Source organism: Pyxidicoccus sp. M6, assembly GCF_055568925.1.
The window spans coordinates 9,501,327-9,522,846 of the sequence record NZ_CM145714.1; the positions used below are offsets into that span (position 1 = coordinate 9,501,327).

Annotated in this window: 19 protein-coding genes; 3 read left to right on the forward strand and 16 right to left on the reverse strand. The window is 70.5% G+C overall.

The annotated features are described in order from the left end of the window. Positions 1–33: 33 nt before the first annotated feature. A complete protein-coding gene (locus tag ACVTJA_RS37285) occupies positions 34–2,409 on the reverse strand; it encodes a 3-hydroxyacyl-CoA dehydrogenase/enoyl-CoA hydratase family protein (protein WP_465827282.1) in 2,376 nt (791 codons plus the stop codon). Positions 2,410–2,537: 128 nt separating this feature from the next. Between ACVTJA_RS37285 and ACVTJA_RS37290 the strand changes: the two genes are divergently transcribed. Next, on the forward strand, positions 2,538–4,292 hold the full coding sequence (locus ACVTJA_RS37290; protein ID WP_465827284.1) for a M1 family metallopeptidase: 1,755 nt from the start codon (positions 2,538–2,540) through the stop codon (positions 4,290–4,292). Between the two features lie 9 nt (positions 4,293–4,301). Here the strand turns inward: ACVTJA_RS37290 and ACVTJA_RS37295 are convergent, their stop codons facing one another. The 13 genes from ACVTJA_RS37295 to ACVTJA_RS37355 all read right to left on the reverse strand — a co-directional run bounded on the left by ACVTJA_RS37295 (position 4,302) and on the right by ACVTJA_RS37355 (position 18,104). Further along, positions 4,302–5,180 (reverse strand): DNA-methyltransferase, encoded by an 879-nt coding sequence (locus ACVTJA_RS37295; protein ID WP_465827285.1) that lies wholly within the window; start codon positions 5,178–5,180, stop codon positions 4,302–4,304. 215 nt (positions 5,181–5,395) lie between these two features. Beyond that, positions 5,396–5,677 carry a 50S ribosomal protein L31 gene (rpmE, locus tag ACVTJA_RS37300; protein WP_465827287.1) on the reverse strand — a complete coding sequence of 94 codons (282 nt, stop codon included), beginning with the start codon at positions 5,675–5,677 and terminating at the stop codon, positions 5,396–5,398. A 112-nt stretch (positions 5,678–5,789) separates the two neighbouring features. Further along, complete coding sequence (locus ACVTJA_RS37305) at positions 5,790–6,761, reverse strand: metallophosphoesterase family protein (RefSeq protein ID WP_465827289.1); 972 nt, start codon at positions 6,759–6,761, stop codon at positions 5,790–5,792. A 39-nt stretch (positions 6,762–6,800) separates the two neighbouring features. Further along, positions 6,801–6,935, reverse strand: a complete 135-nt coding sequence (locus ACVTJA_RS37310) for a hypothetical protein (RefSeq protein WP_465827290.1) — start codon at positions 6,933–6,935, stop codon at positions 6,801–6,803. Further along, complete coding sequence (locus ACVTJA_RS37315; protein ID WP_465827293.1) at positions 6,932–7,777, reverse strand: tetratricopeptide repeat protein; 846 nt, start codon at positions 7,775–7,777, stop codon at positions 6,932–6,934. The genes ACVTJA_RS37310 and ACVTJA_RS37315 overlap by 4 nt, the downstream gene beginning before the upstream one ends. A gap of 89 nt (positions 7,778–7,866) precedes the next feature. Beyond that, a complete protein-coding gene (locus ACVTJA_RS37320; RefSeq protein ID WP_465827295.1) occupies positions 7,867–9,144 on the reverse strand; it encodes a CheR family methyltransferase in 1,278 nt (425 codons plus the stop codon). Between the two features lie 66 nt (positions 9,145–9,210). Then, a complete protein-coding gene (gene cheB, locus ACVTJA_RS37325) occupies positions 9,211–10,269 on the reverse strand; it encodes a chemotaxis-specific protein-glutamate methyltransferase CheB (RefSeq protein WP_465827297.1) in 1,059 nt (352 codons plus the stop codon). A gap of 81 nt (positions 10,270–10,350) precedes the next feature. Continuing rightward, positions 10,351–12,870, reverse strand: a complete 2,520-nt coding sequence (locus tag ACVTJA_RS37330) for a hybrid sensor histidine kinase/response regulator (protein ID WP_465827299.1) — start codon at positions 12,868–12,870, stop codon at positions 10,351–10,353. Then, positions 12,867–14,684 carry a methyl-accepting chemotaxis protein gene (locus tag ACVTJA_RS37335; RefSeq protein ID WP_465827301.1) on the reverse strand — a complete coding sequence of 606 codons (1,818 nt, stop codon included), beginning with the start codon at positions 14,682–14,684 and terminating at the stop codon, positions 12,867–12,869. The genes ACVTJA_RS37330 and ACVTJA_RS37335 overlap by 4 nt, the downstream gene beginning before the upstream one ends. A 7-nt stretch (positions 14,685–14,691) precedes the next feature. Beyond that, a complete protein-coding gene (locus ACVTJA_RS37340; RefSeq protein ID WP_465827302.1) occupies positions 14,692–16,527 on the reverse strand; it encodes a methyl-accepting chemotaxis protein in 1,836 nt (611 codons plus the stop codon). Beyond that, positions 16,524–16,889, reverse strand: coding sequence for a protein CrdC (locus ACVTJA_RS37345; RefSeq protein WP_465827304.1), 366 nt, complete (start codon positions 16,887–16,889; stop codon positions 16,524–16,526). The genes ACVTJA_RS37340 and ACVTJA_RS37345 overlap by 4 nt, the downstream gene beginning before the upstream one ends. A gap of 3 nt (positions 16,890–16,892) precedes the next feature. After that, a complete protein-coding gene (locus ACVTJA_RS37350) occupies positions 16,893–17,327 on the reverse strand; it encodes a chemotaxis protein CheW (RefSeq protein ID WP_465827306.1) in 435 nt (144 codons plus the stop codon). Between the two features lie 24 nt (positions 17,328–17,351). Further along, the gene (locus ACVTJA_RS37355) at positions 17,352–18,104 is read right to left on the reverse strand and encodes an OmpA family protein (RefSeq protein ID WP_465840618.1); all 753 of its coding nucleotides are present in this window, start codon (positions 18,102–18,104) and stop codon (positions 17,352–17,354) included. Between the two features lie 218 nt (positions 18,105–18,322). On the opposite strand from ACVTJA_RS37355, the gene ACVTJA_RS37360 reads away from it, so the two are divergent. Then, positions 18,323–19,840: a sigma-54-dependent transcriptional regulator gene (locus ACVTJA_RS37360; protein ID WP_465827309.1), complete on the forward strand. Its 1,518-nt coding sequence runs from the start codon at positions 18,323–18,325 to the stop codon at positions 19,838–19,840. A gap of 189 nt (positions 19,841–20,029) precedes the next feature. Here the strand turns inward: ACVTJA_RS37360 and ACVTJA_RS37365 are convergent, their stop codons facing one another. Both ACVTJA_RS37365 and ACVTJA_RS37370 read right to left on the reverse strand, forming a co-directional pair. Continuing rightward, on the reverse strand, positions 20,030–20,338 hold the full coding sequence (locus ACVTJA_RS37365) for an AzlD domain-containing protein (RefSeq protein ID WP_465827312.1): 309 nt from the start codon (positions 20,336–20,338) through the stop codon (positions 20,030–20,032). Then, positions 20,335–21,039 (reverse strand): AzlC family ABC transporter permease, encoded by a 705-nt coding sequence (locus tag ACVTJA_RS37370; protein WP_465827316.1) that lies wholly within the window; start codon positions 21,037–21,039, stop codon positions 20,335–20,337. The genes ACVTJA_RS37365 and ACVTJA_RS37370 overlap by 4 nt, the downstream gene beginning before the upstream one ends. Before the next feature lie 108 nt (positions 21,040–21,147). Here ACVTJA_RS37370 and ACVTJA_RS37375 point away from each other — a divergent pair, with 108 nt between their 5' ends. After that, entirely contained in the window at positions 21,148–21,450 is a 303-nt protein-coding gene (locus tag ACVTJA_RS37375; RefSeq protein ID WP_465827318.1) for a hypothetical protein, read from the forward strand. Positions 21,451–21,520 lie beyond the last annotated feature (70 nt).

Sequence of the window (21,520 nt, forward strand, 5' to 3'; positions counted from 1 at the left end):
CGATTCAGGTGGTCAATGGATACCGGCCGGCCGTCAGTTCCGCAGCGGCTTGCCCTTCTCAATCATGTGCTGCAGGCGGTCCTGGGTCTTCTCCTCGCCGCACAGGCTCAGGAAGGCCTCCGCCTCCAGCTCCAGCAGCCGCTCCTCGGTGACGAGGACGGACGGGCTGGTGTCGCCACCCGTCAGCACCCGCGCGAGCTTCTGCGCAATCTTGCGGTCATGGGCGCTCACCTGGCCGTTGAGCTCCATGTCGTAGAGCATCATGTCGATGGTGGCCGCGCCGCTGGCGCCCGGCAGGCGGAAGCGCGTGGGACGCGGGGCCTTGAAGCCCGCGTTGGCCATGCCCAGCACGCGAGCCTTCGCATCCGACAGGAGGAAGTCGCGGTTGGACGTGATGCCATCCTGCTGCGACAGGAAGCCAATCTCCCGGGCCTCCTCGGCGCTGGTGGCGACCTTGGCCGTGCCGATGGCCAGGAAGACCTTCTTGAGGAAGGGCAGCGCGTCGAAGTCCTTGTCCGCGGCGTATGCGCCGAAGACGTTGCGCAACAACTGCATGTTGCCGCCGCCGCCGGGGATGAGGCCCACGCCCACTTCCACCAGGCCCATGTACAGCTCGGCGCTGGCCTGGATGGCGTTGCCGCTCATCGTCACCTCGGCGCCGCCGCCCAGGGTGAGGTTGAAGGGCGCCGTCACCACCGGCACCGGGCTGTAGCGCATGCGCTGGAGGGTGGCCTGCAGCGTGCGCACCTGCTGGCGGATGACCTCGAACTCGCCGCTCTTCGCAGCCCACAGCAGCGCCACGATGTTGGCGCCCGCGGAGAAGTTGGCCCCGTCGTTGCCGATGACCAGGCCCCGGAAGTTCTTCTCCGTCTCGTCCAGCGCGGTGCCCATCATCTCGATGATCTGGTCATCGAGCGAGTTCATCTTGCTGTGGAACTCCAGCAGCGTGGCGCCGTCGCCCATGTCCCAGAGGGTGGCGGAGTCGTTGCCGGCAATCTTCTTGTTGCCGCGCTTGAGGTACTCCACGCGCTGCGTGCGCGCGTTCTCCGGCACCACCTTCACGGACTTCGTGGGGATGTCCCAGTAGGTGTCCTTGCCGTTCTCCACGCCGTAGAAGGACGTGCGGCCGGCGGCCAGCATCTGCTCCACCCAGGCGGCGGGCTTGAGGCCCAGCTCCTTCATCCGCTCCACGCCCTTCTTCACGCCGTAGGCGTCCCAGGCCTCGAAGGGCCCGAGGTCCCACGCGTAGCCCCAGCGCATGGCGCGGTCGATGTTGACCAGGTCGTCCGCAATCTCGGGGATGCGGCGGCTGGTGTAGGCCATGACGTCGAGGGAGATGCGCTCGGCGAACTTCGCGGCCTTGTCCTGGCCGTTCATCACCACCGCGACGCGCTCGCGGACGTCCTCCACTTCCTTCGCGGCGCCCAGCGACTCGAAGCGCACCTTGTTCTGGGCGCGGTACTGCATGGTGCCCAGGTCGAGGACCTGGATGTCCTTGCCGACCTTCTTGTAGAAGCCGCCGCCGCTCTTGTCGCCCAGGATGCCCTTCTGCACCATGTCGAGGATGAACTGGGGCATGCGGAACGCCTCACGCTCCTCGTCGTTGGTGAGGGTGTCGTAACAGTTCTTCGCCACGTGGACGAAGGTGTCCAGACCGACGATGTCCGTGGTGCGGAAGACGGCGGACTTGGGACGGCCCATGGGCGGACCGAAGACCTTGTCCACCTCTTCAATCGTCAGCTCGGCGGGGCCCATGCCGGCGATGGTCTTCATCATCCCGTACGTGCCGATACGGTTGGCGATGAAGTTGGTGGTGTCCTTGCCGTAGACGATGCCCTTGCCGAGGACTTCCTCACCGAAGCGGTGCAGCGTCTTCAGCACCTCCGGGTCCGTCTCCTTGCCGGCCACCAGCTCCAGCAGCTTCATGTAGCGGACGGGGTTGAAGAAGTGCGTGACGAGGAAGTTCTTCTTGAACTCCGCGCCGCGGCCCTGGGTCATCCCGGCAATCGACATGCCCGAGGTGTTGGAGGAGACGATGGTGCCCGGGCGAATGTGCTTCTCCACGCGCGCGAAGAGGTCCTGCTTGATGCCGAGGTCCTCCTTCACCACCTCCACCACCCAGTCGCACTCGGAGATGCGGTGCAGGTCGTCCTCGAAGTTGCCCACCTCGATGTTGGCGAAGACCTGCTCGGAGACGATGGGGCTGGGCTTCTGCTTGCGCATGTTGGCCAGCGCGCCCGTCGGGAACTTGTTGCGGAAGGCCTTGGACGAGGTGTCCTCGCCCGGCTTGGCCGGCGGAACGATGTCCAGGAGGAGCGCGCGCACGCCCGAGTTGGCCAGGTGCGCGGCGATGCCGCTGCCCATGACTCCGGCGCCCAGCACAGCCACTTTGCGGATCCGCGTCGTCATTCTGAAAGGCTCCCTATGTGGGAAGGAGAGGACTGCACAAATGTAGGCGATTGACTCGAAAGTCAATCGAATCAGATGGCCGGATGGCTCGCCATGGGGTCGTGACACCGACTACAAACCGGTCCTCCATGGCGCGCCTCGACCCACACTCCTACAACGACAGCACGCAGCCTGAGACGGAAACCCTGGATTGGAGGGCCCGCGTCGATTTCCGGACGCGGCGCCTGCATGCGGAAGCAACACTGACGCTCAAGGAAGCGTCGGCCGGTCCACTGGACTTGGATACTCGGGATCTGGAAATCCGAGCGGTGACGGACGCGAGCGGTCGTCCCTTGCCCTACATGTTGTCGCCACCGGAGCCGATTCTGGGCAGCCGGCTGCGGGTGGAGCTGCCGCCGGGGCTGAAGCAGCTCACGGTGCGCTACCGGACGTCACCCGGCGCGAGCGCGCTCCAGTGGCTGACACCCTCCCAGACGGCCGGGGGCCAGCACCCCTTCCTGTACAGCCAGTGTCAGGCCATCCACGCCCGCAGCGTGGTGCCGCTGCAGGACACGCCGCGCATCCGCATCCGCTACCGCGCGGCGCTGCGGGTGCCCAAGGCGCTGAAGGCGGTCATGGCCGCCAGCTTCGTGCGCCGCGAGGAGCACGGCGTGGAGGCGGAAGAGCACTACGAGATGCCGCAACCGGTGCCGCCGTACCTGCTGGCCTTCGCCGTGGGCAGCCTCGCGCCGAAGGAGCTGGGCCCGCGCTCGAGGGTGTGGGCGGAGCCGGAGCTGCTGGAGGACGCGGCGGAGGAGTTCTCCGGCGTGGACGACATGCTCCGCGCCGCGGAGTCGCTCTTCGGCCCGTACGACTGGGAGCGGTTCGACCTCCTCACCATGCCTCCGTCGTTCCCCTACGGCGGCATGGAGAACCCGCGCCTCACCTTCCTCACGCCCACGCTGATTGCCGGGGACAAGAGCCTCGTCAACGTGGTGGCGCACGAGCTGGCGCACTCGTGGACGGGCAACCTGGTGACGAACGCGTCCGCGGAGCACTTCTGGCTCAACGAGGGCTTCACCGTCTTCGCCGAGCGCCGAATCCTCGAGGCGCTGGCAGGGCCCGAGGTCGCCGCGCTGCACGCGGCGCTGGGGCGGCGCGCGCTGGAGGAGGCGCTGCACCACTTCCGCTCGCACCCGCACCTCACCGCGCTGCGCACGCACCTGGCGGGCGTGGACCCGGACGAGGCCTTCTCCCAGATTCCGTACGAGAAGGGCTACCTCCTGCTGCGCGCCATGGAGGACGCGGCGGGGCGCCAGGCCTTCGACGGGTTCCTCCGGCGCTACCTCGCCACCTACCGCTTCCGGGCGCTCACCACCGAGGAGTTCATCGCCTTCGTGGAGCGGGAGCTGCCCGGGGTGCTGGCGAAGGTGGACGCGGACGCGTACCTCCACAAGCCGGGCGTGCCGCCGGGGGCGCCCTCACCGCGCTCCGCGAGGCTGGAGGCGCTGGTGCGCACGCGCGGCACGGTGCCCACGGCGGACGTGGTGAAGAGCTGGACGCCCACCGAGTGGCAGCTCTACCTGGAGTGGCTGCCGTCGGACACGCCACGCGACACCATCCGCCAGCTCGACGAGCGCTTCAGCCTCACGAAGAGCCGCAACTCGGAGGTGCTGGTGTCGTGGCTGGTGGCGGCGGTGCGCGCGGGCTGGGAGCCGGCCGTCATGCGCACCGAGGAGTTCCTCGGCGAGGTGGGCCGCATGAAGTACCTCAAGCCACTGTATGGCGTGCTCGCGTCGTCGCGTGAGCACCGCGGGCTGGCGCGCTCGCTCTTCAAGAAGCACGGGGAGCGCTACCACCCCATTGCGCGACAGGGCGTGGAGCTCATCCTGTCCCGCGTCTGAGGCGGTGGGCTACTTCGACGCGGCCTGCAGGCGCTGCTGCGACAGGGCGAGGTACTTCTCGTCCATGTCGATGCCCACGTAGCGGTGGCCCAGCTTGAGGGCCGCCACGCCGGAGGTGCCGCTGCCGTTGAAGGGGTCCAGCACGAGCGCGTCCGGGGGGCAGCTCGCCTCGAGGATGCGCTCCAGCAGGGCCACGGGCTTCTGCGTGGGGTGGCTGCCGAAGGCCTTCTCCTCGCCGCCGCGCGGGACGGTGAGCGTCCACAGCCGGCCCTCGCCGTCCGCGGTGAGCTCCGCGTCGCCGGAGGGCGGCAGCACCCATGCGTCGCGCATCTGCTTGCCGCCGTTCTCCGCCTTCATGCGCGAGTAGTTGAAGACGTGCTGCAGCTTGCCGCCGGACTTCGGCGAGGCCCAGATGAGCAGTTCCGTGGAGTGCGTGAAGTAGCGGCACGCGAGGTTGGGGCTCGCGTTGGGCTTGAACCAGGTGACGGTGTTGAGGAGCTTGTAGCCGAGCTTCTGCATGGCGAAGCCCACGTTGAAGATGACGTGCTGGGTGCCGCTCACCCAGAGCGTGCCGGTGGGCTTGAGCAGCCGCTGGCAGGCCGCCAGCCACGCGGTGGTGAACTGGTGGTCCTCTTCAATCCCGCGCGACTCGTCCCACTTGCCCTTCTGCACGGACACGCGCTTGCCACCCTTGCAGGTGGTGCCGCCGTTGGAGAGGAAGTACGGCGGGTCGGCGAAAATCATGTCGAACGTCTGGGGCTCGAACTGCTCCATGAGCTCCAGGCTGTCACCGTGCAGCAGCGTGTAGGCCTCACCCTTCGCGTAGACGCTCTCGTTCAGGGAGCGGCGGACAACCTTCAGGGAAGGGGCTGCAGCGTGCGCGGACATCTCGCCTCCGTCGGACTCTCGTCGTGGACGCGGCGGAATGTGCGGTGACTTCACTGCTACGTCTAATTTCTGGTCTGTAGCACCCTGAAACTTGACGCGCACTTCAGGTCGTAGAAGCACCGCGAGCAGGGCGGGAGCGCCTCTCATGGAGGCCCTCCGTCACCCTGCTCGTCGGTTACAACTTCAGGCTGTGAAGAACGCCCTGGGGCCGTGAATCAGGCCTCGGCCTTCTTGCCCTTCTTGGCACCCGCGGGCTGCGCGGCGGGGGCGGCGGCGCCCTCGGCGGCCGGCGCGGCCTCCTTGGCGGCGTACTTCTTGCGGAAGCGGTCGATACGGCCAGCCGTGTCCACGAGCTTGTACTTGCCCGTGAAGAAGGGGTGGCAGTTCGAGCAGATTTCCACCGAGAACGAGCCGCGGGTGGACTTGGTCTCCACCACGTTGCCGCAGGCACAGGTGATGCGGGAGGGCGGGTAAACCGGATGCACTTCGGCCTTCATGTTGCTCTCTCCAGTGTGCCTTTCCCCCACCCGACGCGGGCAGGAGGTTCGGCACTGAGGGTGGCCGGCGCTTATAACGGCGCGCCGGCCGGTTCACAAGGTCAGCCCGGGCTCAGTGGGCCGCCGAGCCAGGAGGCTCGACGCGCTCCACCCGCTTCTGGACGGCCGGATCCGCCGGCACGTCGCTCCCGAGCTGGATGTACGACAGTAGATGCGTACGGCCGCCGGACGTTGCGCCCCCGTCGAGCGTCTTCTGCAGTGCCGTCCGCCGGGCCTCCAGGCTGGCGACCGACTGCTCCAGCGACTGCCGGGTGGGCGTGTCCGTGGCCGCCGCGAGCCGCTCCCGGGCCTTGGCGAGGTTCGTCTCGACGATGCCCAGGCCCTGCCGGGTGCGCTCCCGCTCCGAGATGTCCACGAAGCGACCCTTGCCCTCCAGGGACAATTCCAGCTTCGCGACCTGCCGGCCCCGCTCTCCGGGCGGAATCAGTGTGGCCAGGGCGGCACGTTGGGCCATGCCCTGCCCACGCCCCTCGTGCGACTGCACCACGAAGTCCACGCCCTCCACCTGTTCGGCCATACGCAGGGCCTCGTCGTAGGGGACGGCGGCCAGGAGGATGACGACGTCCAGCGGCCCCTGGGCGCGCAGGCGCTTCAGCTCGGCCGTCACCGCGGGCAGCACCGGCAGGCCCTTGAGCATGGGCTGCGGCGTCCCCTTCACGGCGGGCCCCGCCGGCTCCAGCCCGGGGGTGGCGGAAGACACACCCACCACGCCCACCTTCACGCCGCCCACGTCCGTCACGAAGGAGCCGGGGAAGTACGGCTTGCCCTGGGCGTCCACGAGGTTGGCGGACAGGAGCTTCAGCTTCGCCTTCTTCGTCCCCTTCTTGAGGAAGTCCACGCCGAGCACGAGGTCTCGCGTGCCCACGGCCATGGCCGCGGTGCCCTGCGCGTCCATCTCCGACAGGAGCAGCTCCGCGCGCGCCTTCGCATCCGGCGCCTCGCCGCTGTCGCGGCTCTTGAAGAGCGCATTGCCCGCGTCCAGCACGAGCACCGGCACGCCCTTCGCGCGCTCCTTCTCGAGCATCACTTTTCGTCTGGCCAGACCGCCAGACGGGTTGTGCCTTCAACCACAGGGGGCGATTTCGCCCCCGTTGTCTCCGGTGAAGAGCAGCGTGAGCTGCTTCGGTGCCGCCCCCGCCACCAGGGGCAGCAGGAGCAGCAGCGCGAGCGCGGCGAGTTTCGTCGGGCGAGGGCTCATTTCTTCCCCTTCTTGGGCTGCGCCTTCGCCGCCTTGTCCAGCTCGGCGAGGCGCTCCTTCGCCGTCTTCGCGGCGGCGGACTTCGGGTAGCCCTTCACGAGCTCCTCCAGCGCCAGCCGCGACTCGTCCTTCATCTTCAGCTTCGCGAAGCACTCCGAGGAGCGCAGGTACGCGTCCGGCGCGGAGGCGGACTTCGGGTACTCCTGCACCACCTTGCCGTACTCGAAGAGGGCCTCGCGGCAGCGCTGCTCGGTGAAGTACGTCTCGCCGAGGCCGTAGTGCGCGTCGGCCACGAGCGGGTCCTTGGCCCACTTCTTCAGGAACTCGGTGTAGAGCTGGCGCGCGACGAGCACCTCGCCGGCCTTGGCCTTCTCCTGGGCCAGCGTGAGGAACTCCTTCTTGTCCGTGGGGCGCTGGAGCTCCTCGGCCTTCTTCTTGGCCTCGGCCTCCTTCACCGCCTCGGTGCCCTGGAGGGCGAGGAGCTTCTTGTCCTGCTCGCCGAGGGCCGTCTCCAGCTCGGTGATTTTGTGGAGGTACGTCTCCACCTGGCCGCGGAGCTGGGCGAGGTCCTCCACCGTCTTCTGGAACTGGACGCCGATGTCCGCGTCCTTGCGGCGCGAGGCGGTGTCCAGGCTCTCGAGGGCCTTCGTCACCTCGGCGACCTTCTCGTCGATTTTGGGCAGGGTGGCAGCGAGCTGCTCGCGCGCCTCCTTCAGTTCCGCCTGCATCTGGGCGGTGTCGGCACTGAGCCGGTCCACCTTCGCCTCGAGGGCGCGGCCACGGTCAGCGGGGTAGAAACAGCCAGGGAGCGCCAGCAGGGCGAGCAGGACGAGCCTTCGCATGGGGCGCGCATCTTACGGCCAAATCCCCCGGCCGTCCGGACTTCTCGCATGGACCGTGGACTGTGGAGCCCGCCCGGCCGGCCGCTCCATCAACGCCCGCGGGCGACCGCGTCCAGGCGCTCCACGGCGTGAGCGCAGGCCACCTGGAGGCGCGAGGGGTTGAGGAAGAAGGGCACGGGGCGCGCCCGGCCCGCCTCCAGTGACTGGAGCGCGCGGAGGTACTCGGCGGTGGCCTCGGTGGTGCGGCCGCCCTGCTCCAGGAGCAGCGCCAGCAGGTAGCGCGCGGCGGCGTGGTCCGGGTCCAGCGCGAGGCAGCGGCGCAGGTTCTTCTCCGCCAGGTCCTCCGTGCCGCCGGAGGAGGTGCCGTCGAGGACGCCCGCGAAGAGGCGGTCTGCCTCGGCGATGGCCGGTGCCACCGGAGCGAAGGGGGCACCTCCCGCGTCGCTGGAGACGGCCTCCTCGGTATCGCGCGGACGCTCGCTGGCGGACGCGGGCGCGCTCTTTCGCGGAGCGCGCTCCGAAGGAAGCACCGCGGAGGCCGCCGGAGTCCCCACCGCGGGAACGCTTCCGGACGGGCGCTTCGGAGGGAGCGTGAACGCCGGAGTCCCCTCCCCCGCCGCGGGCTCCTCCGCTCGCACGTAGAAGAACGCCTGCTCACCGCGCAGCACCCGCAGCGTCGGGGGCAGCTGGAGCAGCGGCTCCGAGGAGGACAGCACCAGCGTGCCGCCCGGCACGAGGCTTCCGGCCAGCACCTCCACCGTCCGCTGGAAGGCCTCCACCGTGAAGTAGATGAGCACGTTGCGGCAGAAGATGACGTCGAAGCCGCCCCCCGCCGGTGCCGGGTACGGCGTGTCCATCAGGTTGTGGAGCTGGAAGCTGGCCCGCTCGCGCAGGGCGGGCACCAGCGCCTGGCGCGTCCCCGACGGGACGAAGTAGCGCTCGCGCGAGGCGGCCGGCACCCGGCGGAGCTGCTCCTCCGTGAAGCCCAGCCCCTGGGCCCGCTGCAGGGCGTGCGCGGAGATGTCCGTGCCCAGCACCGTGCTGCCCGGGTCCGCGCCGGCCTCGGCCAGCAGCACCAGCAGCGTGGCCACCTCCTCGCCCGTGGCGCAGCCCGCGCTCCACACGCGCAGCGGCCGCCGCGCCCGCTCCACCAGCGGCGCGAGCACCTGCGAGCGGAACGCCGCCAGCTGCACCTCGTCCCGGAAGAGGTCCGTCTTGTGGACCACCACCGCGTTGATGAGTTCCTCCAGCTCCAGCGCGCCGGAGGGGGACTTGAGGAAGTTGAGGTACTGCTGCGGCGTGAGGCCCCGGCTGCGCGCCGCCAGCCGTTCATCCAGCCGGCGGACCTGCGGGCCACTCAACGACATGCCGGTGCGCGCCGTCAGGAAGGCGCGGACGCCTGCCCATTGCGCCCCGGCGGCGCCCACCCGAGCTCAGCGCCCCACGGCGAGGGACTCGCCACGCGCCAGCCGTGCCAGCGTGCTCGCGACATCGTCCCCGTGGATGAGGTGGTCCACCGCCTTGCGCTCCACCGCCGCGCCCGGCATGCCGAAGACCACGCACGACTCCTCGTTCTGCGCCAGCGTCAGCCCTCCGGCCTGCTTGATGGAGAGAAGCCCGTCCGCGCCGTCCGCGCCCATGCCCGTCAGCACCAGCCCCACCGCGCGCCGCCCGTACGTGCGCGCCGCGCTCTCCAGCAGCACCGTGCCGGACGGCATGTGCCCGTCGCGCTCCACGCCCGGCTTGAGCCCCACCCGGCCCCGGAACGGAATCACGAGGTGCTGCCCCGGCGGGGCGATGAGCACGTGCCCCGGCATCAGCGGCTCGCCGTCCTGGGCCAGCCGCACCTTGAGCCGGCTGGTGCCGGCGAGCCACCCGGCCAGCGACTCGGCGAAGGCCGCGTTGATGTGCTGGACGATGACGATGGGCGCCGGGAAGTCCGCCGGAAGCTCCGACAGCATCCGGAAGAGCACCTGCGGGCCACCGGTGCTGGCGGCCACCGCCACCACGCCCATGGACACCGCCGGGAGCACCGACGTGGCCACCCGGGGCGGGGTGATGTTGCCCTTCTGGGGCCGGCGGAGGTGGCGGATGACGCGCACCGAGGACAGCAGCTTGATTTCGCGCACGAGGTTCCACGCCTCGGGCCCCGCGTCGATGGCGGGCTTGATTTGCAGGGCGAGCGCGCCCAGCTCCAGCGCGCGGTAGGTCAGCTCCGGGGCCTGTGAGCGCGGGTCCGCGGTGAGCACCAGAATCGGCGTGGGGCACTCGGCCATGATGTGCTCGGTGGCCGTGAGCCCGTCCATGACGGGCATGTCCACGTCCATCGTGATGACGTGGGGCCGCAGCTCCTTCGTCATCTCGATGGCCTGCTTGCCGTCCGCGCAGGAACCCACGACCTCGATGTCCGGGTCCTTCGTCAGCGCGTCGCAGATGAGCTGTCGGCAGATGAGTGAGTCATCGACCACCAGCACCGACACTTTCTTGCCCATGCCCTGTCCATACCCCGTACGCGAAGCTGGGAGTATAGCCAATGCGCGGAACTGTCCTCAGGACCTTGCGCATGGAGGCCGTCAGCCCAACAGGCGCCCCACCACGTCCACCAGGTCCTGTCGTACCAGGTCGCCCTTGGTGATGTAGCCGTCCGCCCCGGCCGCCAGCCCACGCCGCCGGTCATCCTCCCCACCACGGGTGGTGAGAATCACGACGGGCAGCCGGGAGTGGGTGGGGTGCCCCTTGAGGCGCCGGGTGAGCTCCAGGCCGTCCACCCCGGGCATTTCCAGGTCCGTGACGACCAGGTCCAGGGCATGGGCGTCCGCTAGGTCCAGGGCCTCGGCCCCGTCGCCGGCCATGACGGTGTCGTACCCCACCGCCTCCAGGAGGTTGGAGATGAGCTCCCGGGTGAGGGGCGAGTCGTCCACCACGAGGATGCGCGGCTTGCGCGAGGGGACCCCCGGGGAGGGCGCCGAGCGGGGCAGCTTCGGGGGGATGGTGCCCTGGGCGCTGGAGGTGAGCCAGGCGGCCGACAGCACCATGGCCAGCCGCCCGTCCGCCAGGGACGTGGCGCCGGTGAGGTGGGCGAAGCGGGCGAGCACCCCGCGCACGGGGAGGATGGCCTGGACGCGCTCCTCCAGCACCCGGTCCACCACCAGGGCGGCGGCCCCGCCCTGGCTCTTGACGACGAGCGCCAGCTCACCTTCGAGGACGGGGCGCTCGGGAGCCAGGCCCAGCAGTGAGGCCAGCGAGGCGAGCGGCAGCACCCTCCCCTCCACCAGCAGCGAGGCGCGGCCGGCGACCTCGACCAGGCCCGCTGTCTCCACCTTGAGGGCGCGCGAGACGTGGGTGGCGCTGAGGGCCAGCGTCTCCACTCCCACCTGGATGAAGAGCAGCGGCGCCACCGTGAGGGAGACGGGGACGCGCACCTCGAAGATGGTGCCCCAGCCGGGGGCGGACTCGACGCCCACGTCGCCGCCCAGTCCCTGGATGGAGGTCCGCACGGCGTCCAGTCCCACGCCCCGACCCGACAGGTCGGTCACCACCTCGCGCGAGGTGAAGCCGGGGAGGAAGATGAGCTCGCGGGCCGCGGCGTCCGAGAGGGCGTTGGCGGCGCTCTCGTCCAGGAAGCCCTTGCGCACAGCCACCTTGCGGAGCTGGGCCGGGTCCAGCCCCATGCCGTCGTCCTCCACGCGCAGGACGATGCGGCTGCCCTCGCGCGCAGCGCGCAGCGTGAGGCAGCCCCGGGGGTTCTTGTCCGAGGCCACCCGCTCCACCCGCGTCTCCAGCCCGTGGTCCAGGGCGTTGCGTACCAGGTGCATGAGCGGCTCGCGCAGGGCCTCCACCACGGCCCGGTCCGCGCGGGTGTCCTCGCCGTCGACGACGAGCTCCACCTCCTTGCCCAGGGCGCGCGACAAATCGCGGACCATGCGCGGGTACGGCTCGAAGAGGACGGACAGCGGGAGCATCCGCAGCGTCTGCACCTCCTCCACCACCATGCCCAAATCTCTCAGCTCCTCGTTGGAGAGGAGCTTGGACTCGCGGTGGAGGGCGGCGGCGAGCTCCTTGGCCCTGCCGAGCCGCGCAGCCAGCGCCGCTCCCGCGGGCCCGAGGTCCTCGGCCTCGCGGGCAAGCTGACTCAGATCGCGCGCCAGGGCGAGGCGGCGGGCGTTGGCCAGTTCCCGCCTGCGCGCCACCTGCGAGAGGTTGGTGACGGCGCTGGTGAGCACGTCCAGGCTCGCCACGCCGATGCGCACCGACGTGTCCGAGCGCGGCTCGGGCTGGCGGGCCGCCGTCGTCCCGGTGCCACGCGCCGTCGCGGTGTTGGGCGCCGGCATCCGGGACAGGTTCGCGGCGACAGTGGACGTGGCAGCGGAAGGTGGGACGGGCGAAGACGCCGCGTCCCGATGCGGTGTGGGCCTGTGCGGGTGCGCGGCCCCCGAGGTGGCGCTCGCAGGTGCGGCACCGGGCCGCGAGGGAGAGGTGAGGAGCATCCCCTGCCCTGCCGTACCGCCAGACACCGGATGTCCTGAACCTGCTCGCGGCGCGGCGCCCGTGGATTCGTCACCGGGGTGGTGGGCCGAGGTCCCCTCACGCGCGGAGGCCCCTGAAGCGGCGCCCGGGTTCCGCGCCTCGGGCTCGCCCCGCGCCGGGACTCGGGAAGCACCCGCCTCGGACGATGCCGCGGCCGACGGAACCACCAGCAGCGCCATGCGGTCCGCCTCGGCGCGGATGCAGGCCTGCAGCGAAGCGACGAGCGTGTCCACCCTCGGCGGAGGGTCCGCGGAGGGCAGTGCGCCGGATAGCAAGAGCACCGCGTCCGCGGCCAGCAGCAGCGCATCGGTGGACGCGGGCGAGAGGACGTAGCGCTGCGGCTCCGTGCAGCGGACGAGCTCCTCCATCTCGTGCACGAGCGCGTTGATGTCGTCGAAGCCCATCATCCGGGCCTCGCCCTTGAGGCCGTGCAGCTCGCGCAGCATGCCCCGTCCGGCCTCCGCGTTCGCGCCGGCCTCCAGCTCCATGAGCCCCCGGTTGATGCGCTCCAGCCGCACTGTCACCAGGTCCCGGAACTGCTTGAGCAGGCGGTCGCTCGGGTTCACCCGCCTTCCTCCCGGAGCGTGTCCCGCTCAATCTGGAAGCGCTCCACCACGCCGCGCAAATCCCTCGCCAGCACCAGCAGGTCCGTGTTCGCGGTGCTCACCTGCTTGGTGGCGTTGAGGCTCTGCTGGGTGATGCGGAGGATGTCCGCCATCGTGTCCGCGAGCTGGTCCGTGCCCGTCTGCTGCTGCTGGGTGGCCAGGGAGATGCTCCGCACCGCGTCCGACGTCTGCCCGGCCAGGTCCACAATCTGCCGCAGCGACTCGGACACCTGCTGCGCCAGCGTGGTGCCCGTCTCCACCGCGCGCACGCCGCCCTCCGTCGCGGACACGGCCGCCGCGGACGCCTCGCGCACCTCCTCGATGAGCCCCTCAATCTCCTTCGTGGACTCCAGCACGTTCTCCGCGAGCCGCCGCATCTCCGCGGCCACCAGCGAGAAGCCCCGCCCCACCTCGCCCGCCTTGGTGCCCTCCAGCTCCGCGTTCAGCGCCAGCAGGTCGCTCTTGTCGGCCACGCCGTTGATGAACTCGACAATCTTGCCAATCTGCTGCACGCGCTTGTTGAGGCGCACCACCGCGGACGAAATCGCGCCGTTGTCCTGGCGCATGCGGGACATGGAGCCGAGGAAGTCCTCCGCGCTGCCCTGCCCCTGCTCCGCCGCGCCCAGCGTGCGGTGGGCGATTTCCGCCACCGAGCCCGCATTCTCCGCAATCTGCCGCGCCGAGCGCGCCAGCTCCTCCGTGGTGGCGCTCGTCTCGTCCAGCGAGCTGGCCTGCTCCGCGGCCCCCGCCTCGTAGCGCCCGGAGGTGGAGAGGATTTCCTCCGTCGTCGCCGAAATCTGCGCGCCCGCGCGCTGGAGCTGCGACATGACGTCCGCCAGGTGCGCGCGCATGGTGGTGAAGGCGGCGGACACGTCCCAGACCTCGTCCTCCGCCGGCACCACGCGCGGGCTGGCCAGGTCGCCCTCGGCGATGCGCCGCGCCTCGCCGGACAGCTCGCGCAGGGGCCGCCCCAGCAACGTGCCGCCCAGCCACGCGGTGGCCAGCGCCAGCCCGAAGACGAGCACCACCAGCACGCCGCCCGAGGTGAGCACCTCCAGCCGCAGCGTCTCCGCCAGCGCCACCTGCGCGTCCGGGCTGGGCTCCTGCGTCAGCCTCAGGAGGAGCCGCTCACCCAGCGCCGAGGCGAGCCGGTAGGACAGCACCGCGGGCGTCACCACGCAGATGAACGTGAAGGCCACCAGTCGCGCGCGAAGCTCGCCCCGGCGGGGCATGGCGGCGATGAGCTGCGCGTGCGTCATGCCCAGGTCCGCCAGCCACAGCACCACCTTGCGCGAGCGGAGGATGACGAGGCAGTGCACGAGCAGCGCGGTGAGCGGCCCGAAGAGCAGTCCCAGCCCGGCGATGCGCCCCGCCACCGGAAGCCCCACCCCGCCCACGCCCCACATGACACCGCCCAGGGACACGGTGGTGAGCAGCCACAACCCCAACGAGCCGAGGAAGGCGTCGTCCGGGGCCCGCGTCACCTCCGCCACCGCCGCCGCCAGCTTCTCCGGCGCGGAGGGCACGTCCCCGCGCTCCAGCCCGCGCAGGGTGCGAAGCCGCCCCAGCGAGAGCGCCGCGCCCGCCAGCAGCGTCACCGCCGACAGCGCCGCCCCCGCCCATCCGAAGAGGGACATGCGCGGCTCCAGCGCATCCGCCAGGGTGAGCGAGGCGAAGTGCAGGCTGAGCGCCGCCCCCACCAGGTTGGCGAGGGGGATGGGAATCATCAGGTGCCGGCTGAACGAGGCCCGCCGGGGGCCGTTGCGCGTGCTCATGGCCCCCTCACGCCCCATCTCCGGAACCCATGGGGGAGCCCATGGGGGAGCCCACGGGGGAGCCCGAGGCGCCCACGTGGAAGCGCTCCACCACCCGCTTCAAGTCCCGGGCGAGCGACGCCAGGTCCGCGTTGGCCGCCGCCATCTGCTTGGTGGCCGCCGAGTTCTGCTCGGTGACGCGCAGGATGTCGCCCATGGCCGCGGCGAGCTGGTCCGTGCCCGTCTGCTGCTGCTGCGTGGCCAGGTGGATGCTGCGCACCGCGTGCGACGTCTGCCGCGCCAGCTCGAGGATGAGGCTCAGGCTCTCGTCCACCTGGGCCGCCAGCACCGTGCCCGCGTCCGTCGTCTTCAGCCCCGCCTCGGTGGCCATGACAGCCGCGTGCGTCGCGTCGCGAATCTCCTCGATGAGCTGCTCAATCGCCTTGGTGGAGCGGATGACGTTCTCCGCGAGCCTGCGCATCTCCGCGGCCACCAGCGAGAAGCCCCGGCCCACCTCGCCCGCCTTGGTGCCCTCCAGCTCCGCGTTCAGCGCGAGCAAATCACTCTTGTCGGCAATCTCGTTGATGAACTCCACCACCTTGCCAATCTGCTGCACGCGCTTGTTGAGGCGCACCACGGCGTCGGCGATGGCCTGGTTGTCCTCCTTCATGCGCTGCATGGCGCCGAGGAAGGCGGCCGCGCCGCGCTGGCCCGTCTGCGCGGCGGTGAACGTCGTCTCGGCGATGGCGGACACGGACTCGGCGTTGCCGGCAATCTGCTGCGCCGAGCGCGCCAGCTCCTCCGTGGTGGCGCTCGTCACGTTGAGGGAGCTGGCCTGCTCGTCCGCGCCGGACTCCTGCTCGCCGGAGGTGGCCACGAGCTGCTCGGTGGTGGTCGAAATCTGCAGGCCCGCGCGCCGTAACTGCGTGAGCGCCTGGCCGAGCTGCGCCTGCATCTGCGCGAAGGCGGCGGACGTGGCCCACACCTCGTCCTCCGCGGCGATGACGCGCGGCGGGCGCAAATCTCCCTGGGCGATGCGCGTGGCGTCCTCGGTGATGGAGCGCAGCGGCTCGGCGATGACGGTGCCGCCCAGGTACGCGGTGAGCATCACCAGCAGCGCCACGAGCCCCGCCACGCCCATGCCTTCGCTGTCCCTGGCGCGCGCCACCACGGCCTTCTCCTCCTCGAGCGTGGGCGCCGCCACCACCTGGCCCACCGCGCGCAGGGTGCGGGCCACGGACGCGTCGAGGATGAAGAGCGACGGGCTGAGCATGGCGATGGCGATGAAGAGCACCATGCGCCGGCGGATGTGCATGCGCCGGGGCGGCACCGTGGCCACCACCTCCAAGGGCGACAGCCCCTGCTCGGCCACCAACTCCACCGCCTTGCGCCCGCGCCGCGCCACCAGCAGGTAGACGAAGAGCGCGCTCAGGGGCCCCATCGACACGCCGCCCACGACGATGCGCAACCCCAGCGTCCAGTCCGCGTCCGCCAGCGGCACGAAGACCAGCGCCAGCACCAGCGCGCCCACCACCCAGTTCTGGAGGACGAAGAAGAAGCACCGCTCCGGGAAGACGCGGGCCTCCAGCAGCGCCGCGCGCAGGTGCTCCGGAGTGGGCGGCAGCCGTCCTTCCCCCAGCGCATACAGCACGCGCAGCGAGCGCCGGCAGTACACGCCGATGAGCCACAGCGACAGGGCCAGCATCAGCCCCACCTGACCCAGCAGCAGGCCCCACCCTTCGCCGGGCAGCGCACCGGTGGAGTACGCGTGCAACAACCCCAGGCCCGTGCCCACGGTGGTGCCCAGGAGTGCCGGCCGCGCCGTCCACCGGGCCAGCCCGCTCAACCCTTCCGGCGCCTTCATTCTCCCCCCACGAGTCCGCGCAGGAACCGCTCGAAGTCCACCAACCCCATCAGCGGCCACAGCCGCCCCTGCACCACGACGAAGCCTCGCAGACTTCCCCCCGAGGCGGCCACCGCCACCGGCGGCGCGGGAAGCACCGGGTGCGGCTCCGCTTCGATTTCCAACGTATCCACGCCCACCGCCCCGCCCGTCGCGGACACCAGCACGCGCGCGGCCCCGTCGGGGATGCGGAAGGCCCGCCGGGCGGAGGCCGCGCCCCGGCCCTCCGGCAAGGCAATCGCCGCCACCTCGTGCGCGAGGAAGGCGAGCCGGTGCGGGCCCGCGTGGCACAGGAGCATGCCACGCACGTCAGGCGGGCCCATGACTCAGGCGCCCTGGCTGAGGTGGTCGAAGAGGCCTTCGGGGTCGATGACGGCCACGTCCCGGGGGCCGCTCTTGGCGGGGCCGCGCAGGTGGACGTGGACGCCCGTGGGGCCCAGGGGCTCCAGCGTGCCCGTCACCGGGGAGACGCCGGCCACCGTGCTGGCCGTGAGGGCGAGGGTGCCGCGGGGCAGGCGCACCAGCACCGCGCGCCGCGACGACTGACTGGCGCCGCCCACCAGCAGGCCCATGTCCACCACGGGAATGACTTCTCCCCGGTGGGCGAACACGCCAAGCAGGTGGGGCGGAGCGCCCGGCACCCGCGTGAGCTCGGGGAAGGTAACGACTTCCGCCGCGCTCTCCGCGGGTACCGCGTACCAGCTGCTACCGCAGGCGAAGACGAGATACGACTGACGCGCTTCGGGCTCGTGGACGGCCATGACGCGCGCCAGCCTACCCCAGAACTACCGCTGGAACTCGACGCGGCGGTTCTCGGACCAGGCCTCCTCGGAGGAGGCGTTGCTCACGGGGCGGGTCTCACCGTAACCCACCGTCTTGAGCTGGTTGCCCTTCACGCCCAGGTCCGTGAGGTAGCGCTTCACGGCGGCGGCGCGCTTGTTGGACAGCTGGAGGTTGTACTCCTCGGTGCCGCGCTCGTCCGCATGCCCGCCGAGCGTGAGGGCGCCCTGCTGGCCCGACTTGATGCAGTTGGCCAGGTCCGACAGGCGCTGCTGCGCCTCGGAGGTCAGGGTGGACTCGTTGAAGCCGAAGCGCACGGGGCTCCAGTCGCACTTGTCCGCGGAGGCCGTCACGCACTGGCCGGCCTTGCACTCCTGGCCCTCGCCGCAGTCGGTGTTGACGGTGCAGGTGTTCTGCGGAGCCTGGCAACGGCCCGCCTGGCACTTGCCGCCACCGGGGCACGCCGAGTCATCCTTGCACTGCGCCTCCGCGCACTTGCCCGCCTCGCAGATACGGCCCGAGCCACAGGCCGCGTCCGTCGTGCACTCCGGCGGCTTGGGGGCGCACTTGTTGGCCTGGCAGGTGAAGCCCTCCTTGCAGTTGGCGTCGGTGGCGCACTCCTGGCACGTCCCCTGGACGCAGACCTCGCCCTTCTCGGAGCAGGTCGAGTCGTCCTTGCAGTTGGGGTACGAAGGGGGGCAGCCGGTCAGCACGGCCATGGCGAGGGAGAGCCCCGCCCAAAGGGAAATCCGACGCATCATTCCTCCCAGATTCGTGAAAAACGAATACACGCCCGCCTCGGCGGGCTGGTGCGACGCGTCTAGTCTCAGTGGCCGGGGTGAGTCAAAGCATTTGTCCCATCTGTGACACCGGGGACGCACCCCGAAACCCTTGAATCTCCAAATATTTTCCATGAAATTGTGAGGTTTGCCCGCGTGGGGCCGCGCCCCGTGGTCCGCCGTCGGGAATACCCGCCATGCCCGCCTCCGTCCTCATCGTCGATGACGAAAAGAACATCCTTCTGACCCTGAGCCAGTCGCTGCAGCTCGCGGGGTACCAGACGCATCTGGCCAGCAGCGGGCAGGTGGCGCTGGATGTGGTGAGCGCGCGCCCGGTGGACGCGGTGCTGATGGACGTGAAGATGCCGGACATGGACGGGCTGACGGCGCTGGCGCGGCTGACGGAGCTGCGGCCGGAGCTGCCCGTCATCATGATGTCCGGCCACGGGACGATTGATACGGCGGTGAAGGCCACGCAGCTCGGGGCGAGGGACTTCCTGGAGAAGCCCATCGCCCGCGAGCGGATGCTGGTGGCGCTGCGCAACGTCCTCAAGCACCAGGCGGCGATGGAGGAGCTGCAGGAGCTGCGGGCGCAGCTCGGCCGCTACGACATGGTGGGCAGCGGCCCGGCCATGCAGCGCATCTTCTCGCTCATCCAGCGCACGGCGCCGTCGGAGGGCCGCGTGTTGATTACGGGGGAGAACGGCACGGGCAAGGAGCTCATCGCCCGGGCGCTGCACCAGAACTCGCGGCGCAAGGGCCAGCCCTTCGTGAAGCTCAACTGCGCGGCGGTGCCGCACGAGCTCATCGAGAGCGAGCTGTTCGGCCACGAGAAGGGCGCCTTCACCGGCGCGGTGAGCGTGCGCCGGGGCAAGTTCGAGCTGGCCCACGAGGGCACGCTCTTCCTGGACGAGATTGGCGACATGCCGCAGGCCATGCAGGCCAAGCTGCTGCGCGTGTTGCAGGAGGGCGAATTGGAGCGCGTGGGCGGCGCCGAGACACTCAAGGTGGACGTGCGCGTCATCGCGGCGACGAACAAGAACCTCGAGAAGGAGATTGCCGCCGGGCGCTTCCGCGAGGACCTCTACTACCGCATCAACGTCGTGCAGATTCACTCGCCGCCCCTGCGCGAGCGGCGGGAGGACCTGCCGGACCTCATCAACACCTTCCTCACCGAGGCCTGCGCGAAGAACGGCCGCCGGCCCCTGTCGCTGTCGGCGGACGCGCTCGCGGTGATGAGCGCGTACGACTACCCCGGCAACGTGCGCGAGCTGCGCAACCTGGTGGAGCGTCTGGCCATTCTCTGTGAAGGGCCCGTCGTCACCCGGACGGATGCACTGGAGTTGCTGCCCCGGGGCAGGACGCTGGTACCGCCCGCGGCTTCGTCCGAGGCTCCGGTTCCCATGGCGCCTCTGCCCTCTCCCGGCGCTGAGGCTTCGGTCGCGGCGGCTGCCACCCAGCCGGCTCCGGCGCTCGGTGTGCCGACGCCGCCGGCCGTGGCCACGCCGCCTCCGGTGCAGGCCGGCTTCCGGCCTCGCGTGGACCGCACCTTCCGCGAGCAGGTGGAGGACGCGGAGCGGGAGATCATCCTGCACGTGCTCGCGCACACGCATGACAACGTCACCGAGGCCGCTCGCATCCTCGACCTGGAGCGTGGGCACTTCTACAAGAAGATGAAGGCGCTTGGCCTGCGGCGTGGGCAGTCGGAGTCGTAGACGGCTGTATTTCCTGCACTGCTTCGGCAGCAGTACTGAAGACGAGGACGCCCACCGACTCTCGTGTGTCCACCGTGTGCTCAATCGGAGCGCCGACGGCCAGGTGGAACGGGGCGTGTCACGTGCTGCAGCCCCAGTCCTCGTCGGTGTCCGCCGCCAGGGCCTGAGCTTGCAAGCCCCACCGCGCGCCTACGGCACGCCGAGCATGCGCAGCACCGCCGCCGTCCCCGCCGCGGCGACCACGACCACCACGAAAGGCAACCGGAACCAGGCCAGCAGCGCGCCCACGGCCACGCCCGCCGGACGCGCCGCGCCCGCGAAGCCTCCATTCGACGTGAGTGTCGCCGTAGCCGCCAGCGCGGAGAGCAGCGCAATGGCAGACAGCGTGAGCAGCCGCTGCACGCGCGCGGACACCTGGAGTCGCTGACTGAGCACCGGACCGGCGAACCGGAACGCGAACGTGCCGGCGGCCAGGAGCAGGATGGGAAGCAGCGTCATTTCAGGGCCACCGCCAGACCGAGGAGCGCGAGCAGCACCGGAAGACCGGCGGGAAGGAACGGCGTGGTGACGAGCGCGATGCCCGCCCCCACCAGGGCCACCCGGCGCGCCATTGCCGCCGCGCGAGCCGACTCCGTGGCGGCCTGGGCCGAGGCCTTCTCGTCGGGAGAGCTCCGCAGCGACGGCAGCAGCAGGGCGAGCATCGCGGCCGGAAACGCGGCATCCAGGCCCAGGGCATCCGGATTCCCGAGGGCCCGTCCCGCCATCGCGCCCACGAGCACGCCGACGTTCCACGCCACGAACAGCGTCCCGCCGCAGAGCCAGTACGCCGCACGCCGCCGCGCCGGGTCCTTCTGCGCGAGCGCGAAGGCCACCGACTCGTCCACCATCAGGTGCGTTCCGAGCAGCCGCACCGGCCAGCTCTTCCCGAGCACGTCGGAGACCACGAGGCCGAAAGGCAGGTGCCTCGCGTTGAGCAACAGCCCCGCGAGCACCGCGGCCACGGGACTGCCGCCGCCCGCCAACACGCCCACCACCATGAACTGCGAGCCTCCCGCGAAGACGAGCATCGACATGGCAGAGGCGAGCCACACGGACACGCCCGCCGCCACCGCGATGGCGCCGAAGGACACGCCAATCACTCCCGCCGCCGCGGCGATGGCGGCGACGTCTCGGACCAGTGCACGGTCAACTGACGACATGACGGCGCATGTAACACGCCAACCCGACGGATGCTGGCGATACTTCGGGCCCATCACAGCGCGTGGCGTATCGCAGCAGCACAGTCTCGTGATACATATGAGTTGCAGTTGCTGTTCACCTACGACAAGGAGTCCACCATGCGCGTGAAGTCCGCAGTCGTCGCCAGCCTCTTCGCCGTGCTCATCAGTGCCTGCGGTGGAGAAGCCCCGCAGGAGCCGTCGCAGGAGCCACTCGCCAGCACGGAGCAGGGCCTCCTCTACGCCTGCCCGTGGGGCAGCAGTTGGACGCGCTCGTGGCTCTCCAACGGAGTTGAGGTCGGCTATGAATACTGCACGTGCGACGGCACGCTCACGCAGTACGGGACTCTGCGGGGTCGCTACGTGCAGACCCTGATTTCCGCCTGTCACTGAGTCCCGCCCTCCCCTATCGGTGACAACCGGGGGTGAAGACGGCGGGCAGCCGGGCGCACATCGCGCCGCC

Bases quoted from the DNA above. Each gene is read 5' to 3' on its own strand.
- ACVTJA_RS37305 (WP_465827289.1), bottom strand. From the start codon at position 6,761: ATGCTCGAGAAGGAGCGCGCGAAGGGCGTGCCGGTGCTCGTGCTGGAC.
- ACVTJA_RS37315 (WP_465827293.1), bottom strand. From the start codon at position 7,777: ATGCGAAGGCTCGTCCTGCTCGCCCTGCTGGCGCTCCCTGGCTGTTTC.
- ACVTJA_RS37295 (WP_465827285.1), bottom strand. From the start codon at position 5,180: ATGTCCGCGCACGCTGCAGCCCCTTCCCTGAAGGTTGTCCGCCGCTCC.
- ACVTJA_RS37290 (WP_465827284.1), top strand. From the start codon at position 2,538: ATGGCGCGCCTCGACCCACACTCCTACAACGACAGCACGCAGCCTGAG.
- ACVTJA_RS37340 (WP_465827302.1), bottom strand. From the start codon at position 16,527: ATGAAGGCGCCGGAAGGGTTGAGCGGGCTGGCCCGGTGGACGGCGCGG.
- ACVTJA_RS37360 (WP_465827309.1), top strand. From the start codon at position 18,323: ATGCCCGCCTCCGTCCTCATCGTCGATGACGAAAAGAACATCCTTCTG.
- ACVTJA_RS37350 (WP_465827306.1), bottom strand. From the start codon at position 17,327: ATGGCCGTCCACGAGCCCGAAGCGCGTCAGTCGTATCTCGTCTTCGCC.
- ACVTJA_RS37335 (WP_465827301.1), bottom strand. From the start codon at position 14,684: ATGAGCACGCGCAACGGCCCCCGGCGGGCCTCGTTCAGCCGGCACCTG.
- cheB (WP_465827297.1), bottom strand. From the start codon at position 10,269: ATGGGCAAGAAAGTGTCGGTGCTGGTGGTCGATGACTCACTCATCTGC.
- rpmE (WP_465827287.1), bottom strand. From the start codon at position 5,677: ATGAAGGCCGAAGTGCATCCGGTTTACCCGCCCTCCCGCATCACCTGT.
- ACVTJA_RS37355 (WP_465840618.1), bottom strand. From the start codon at position 18,104: ATGCGTCGGATTTCCCTTTGGGCGGGGCTCTCCCTCGCCATGGCCGTG.
- ACVTJA_RS37370 (WP_465827316.1), bottom strand. From the start codon at position 21,039: ATGTCGTCAGTTGACCGTGCACTGGTCCGAGACGTCGCCGCCATCGCC.
- ACVTJA_RS37310 (WP_465827290.1), bottom strand. From the start codon at position 6,935: ATGAGCCCTCGCCCGACGAAACTCGCCGCGCTCGCGCTGCTGCTCCTG.
- ACVTJA_RS37365 (WP_465827312.1), bottom strand. From the start codon at position 20,338: ATGACGCTGCTTCCCATCCTGCTCCTGGCCGCCGGCACGTTCGCGTTC.
- ACVTJA_RS37345 (WP_465827304.1), bottom strand. From the start codon at position 16,889: ATGGGCCCGCCTGACGTGCGTGGCATGCTCCTGTGCCACGCGGGCCCG.
- ACVTJA_RS37285 (WP_465827282.1), bottom strand. From the start codon at position 2,409: ATGACGACGCGGATCCGCAAAGTGGCTGTGCTGGGCGCCGGAGTCATG.
- ACVTJA_RS37320 (WP_465827295.1), bottom strand. From the start codon at position 9,144: ATGTCGTTGAGTGGCCCGCAGGTCCGCCGGCTGGATGAACGGCTGGCG.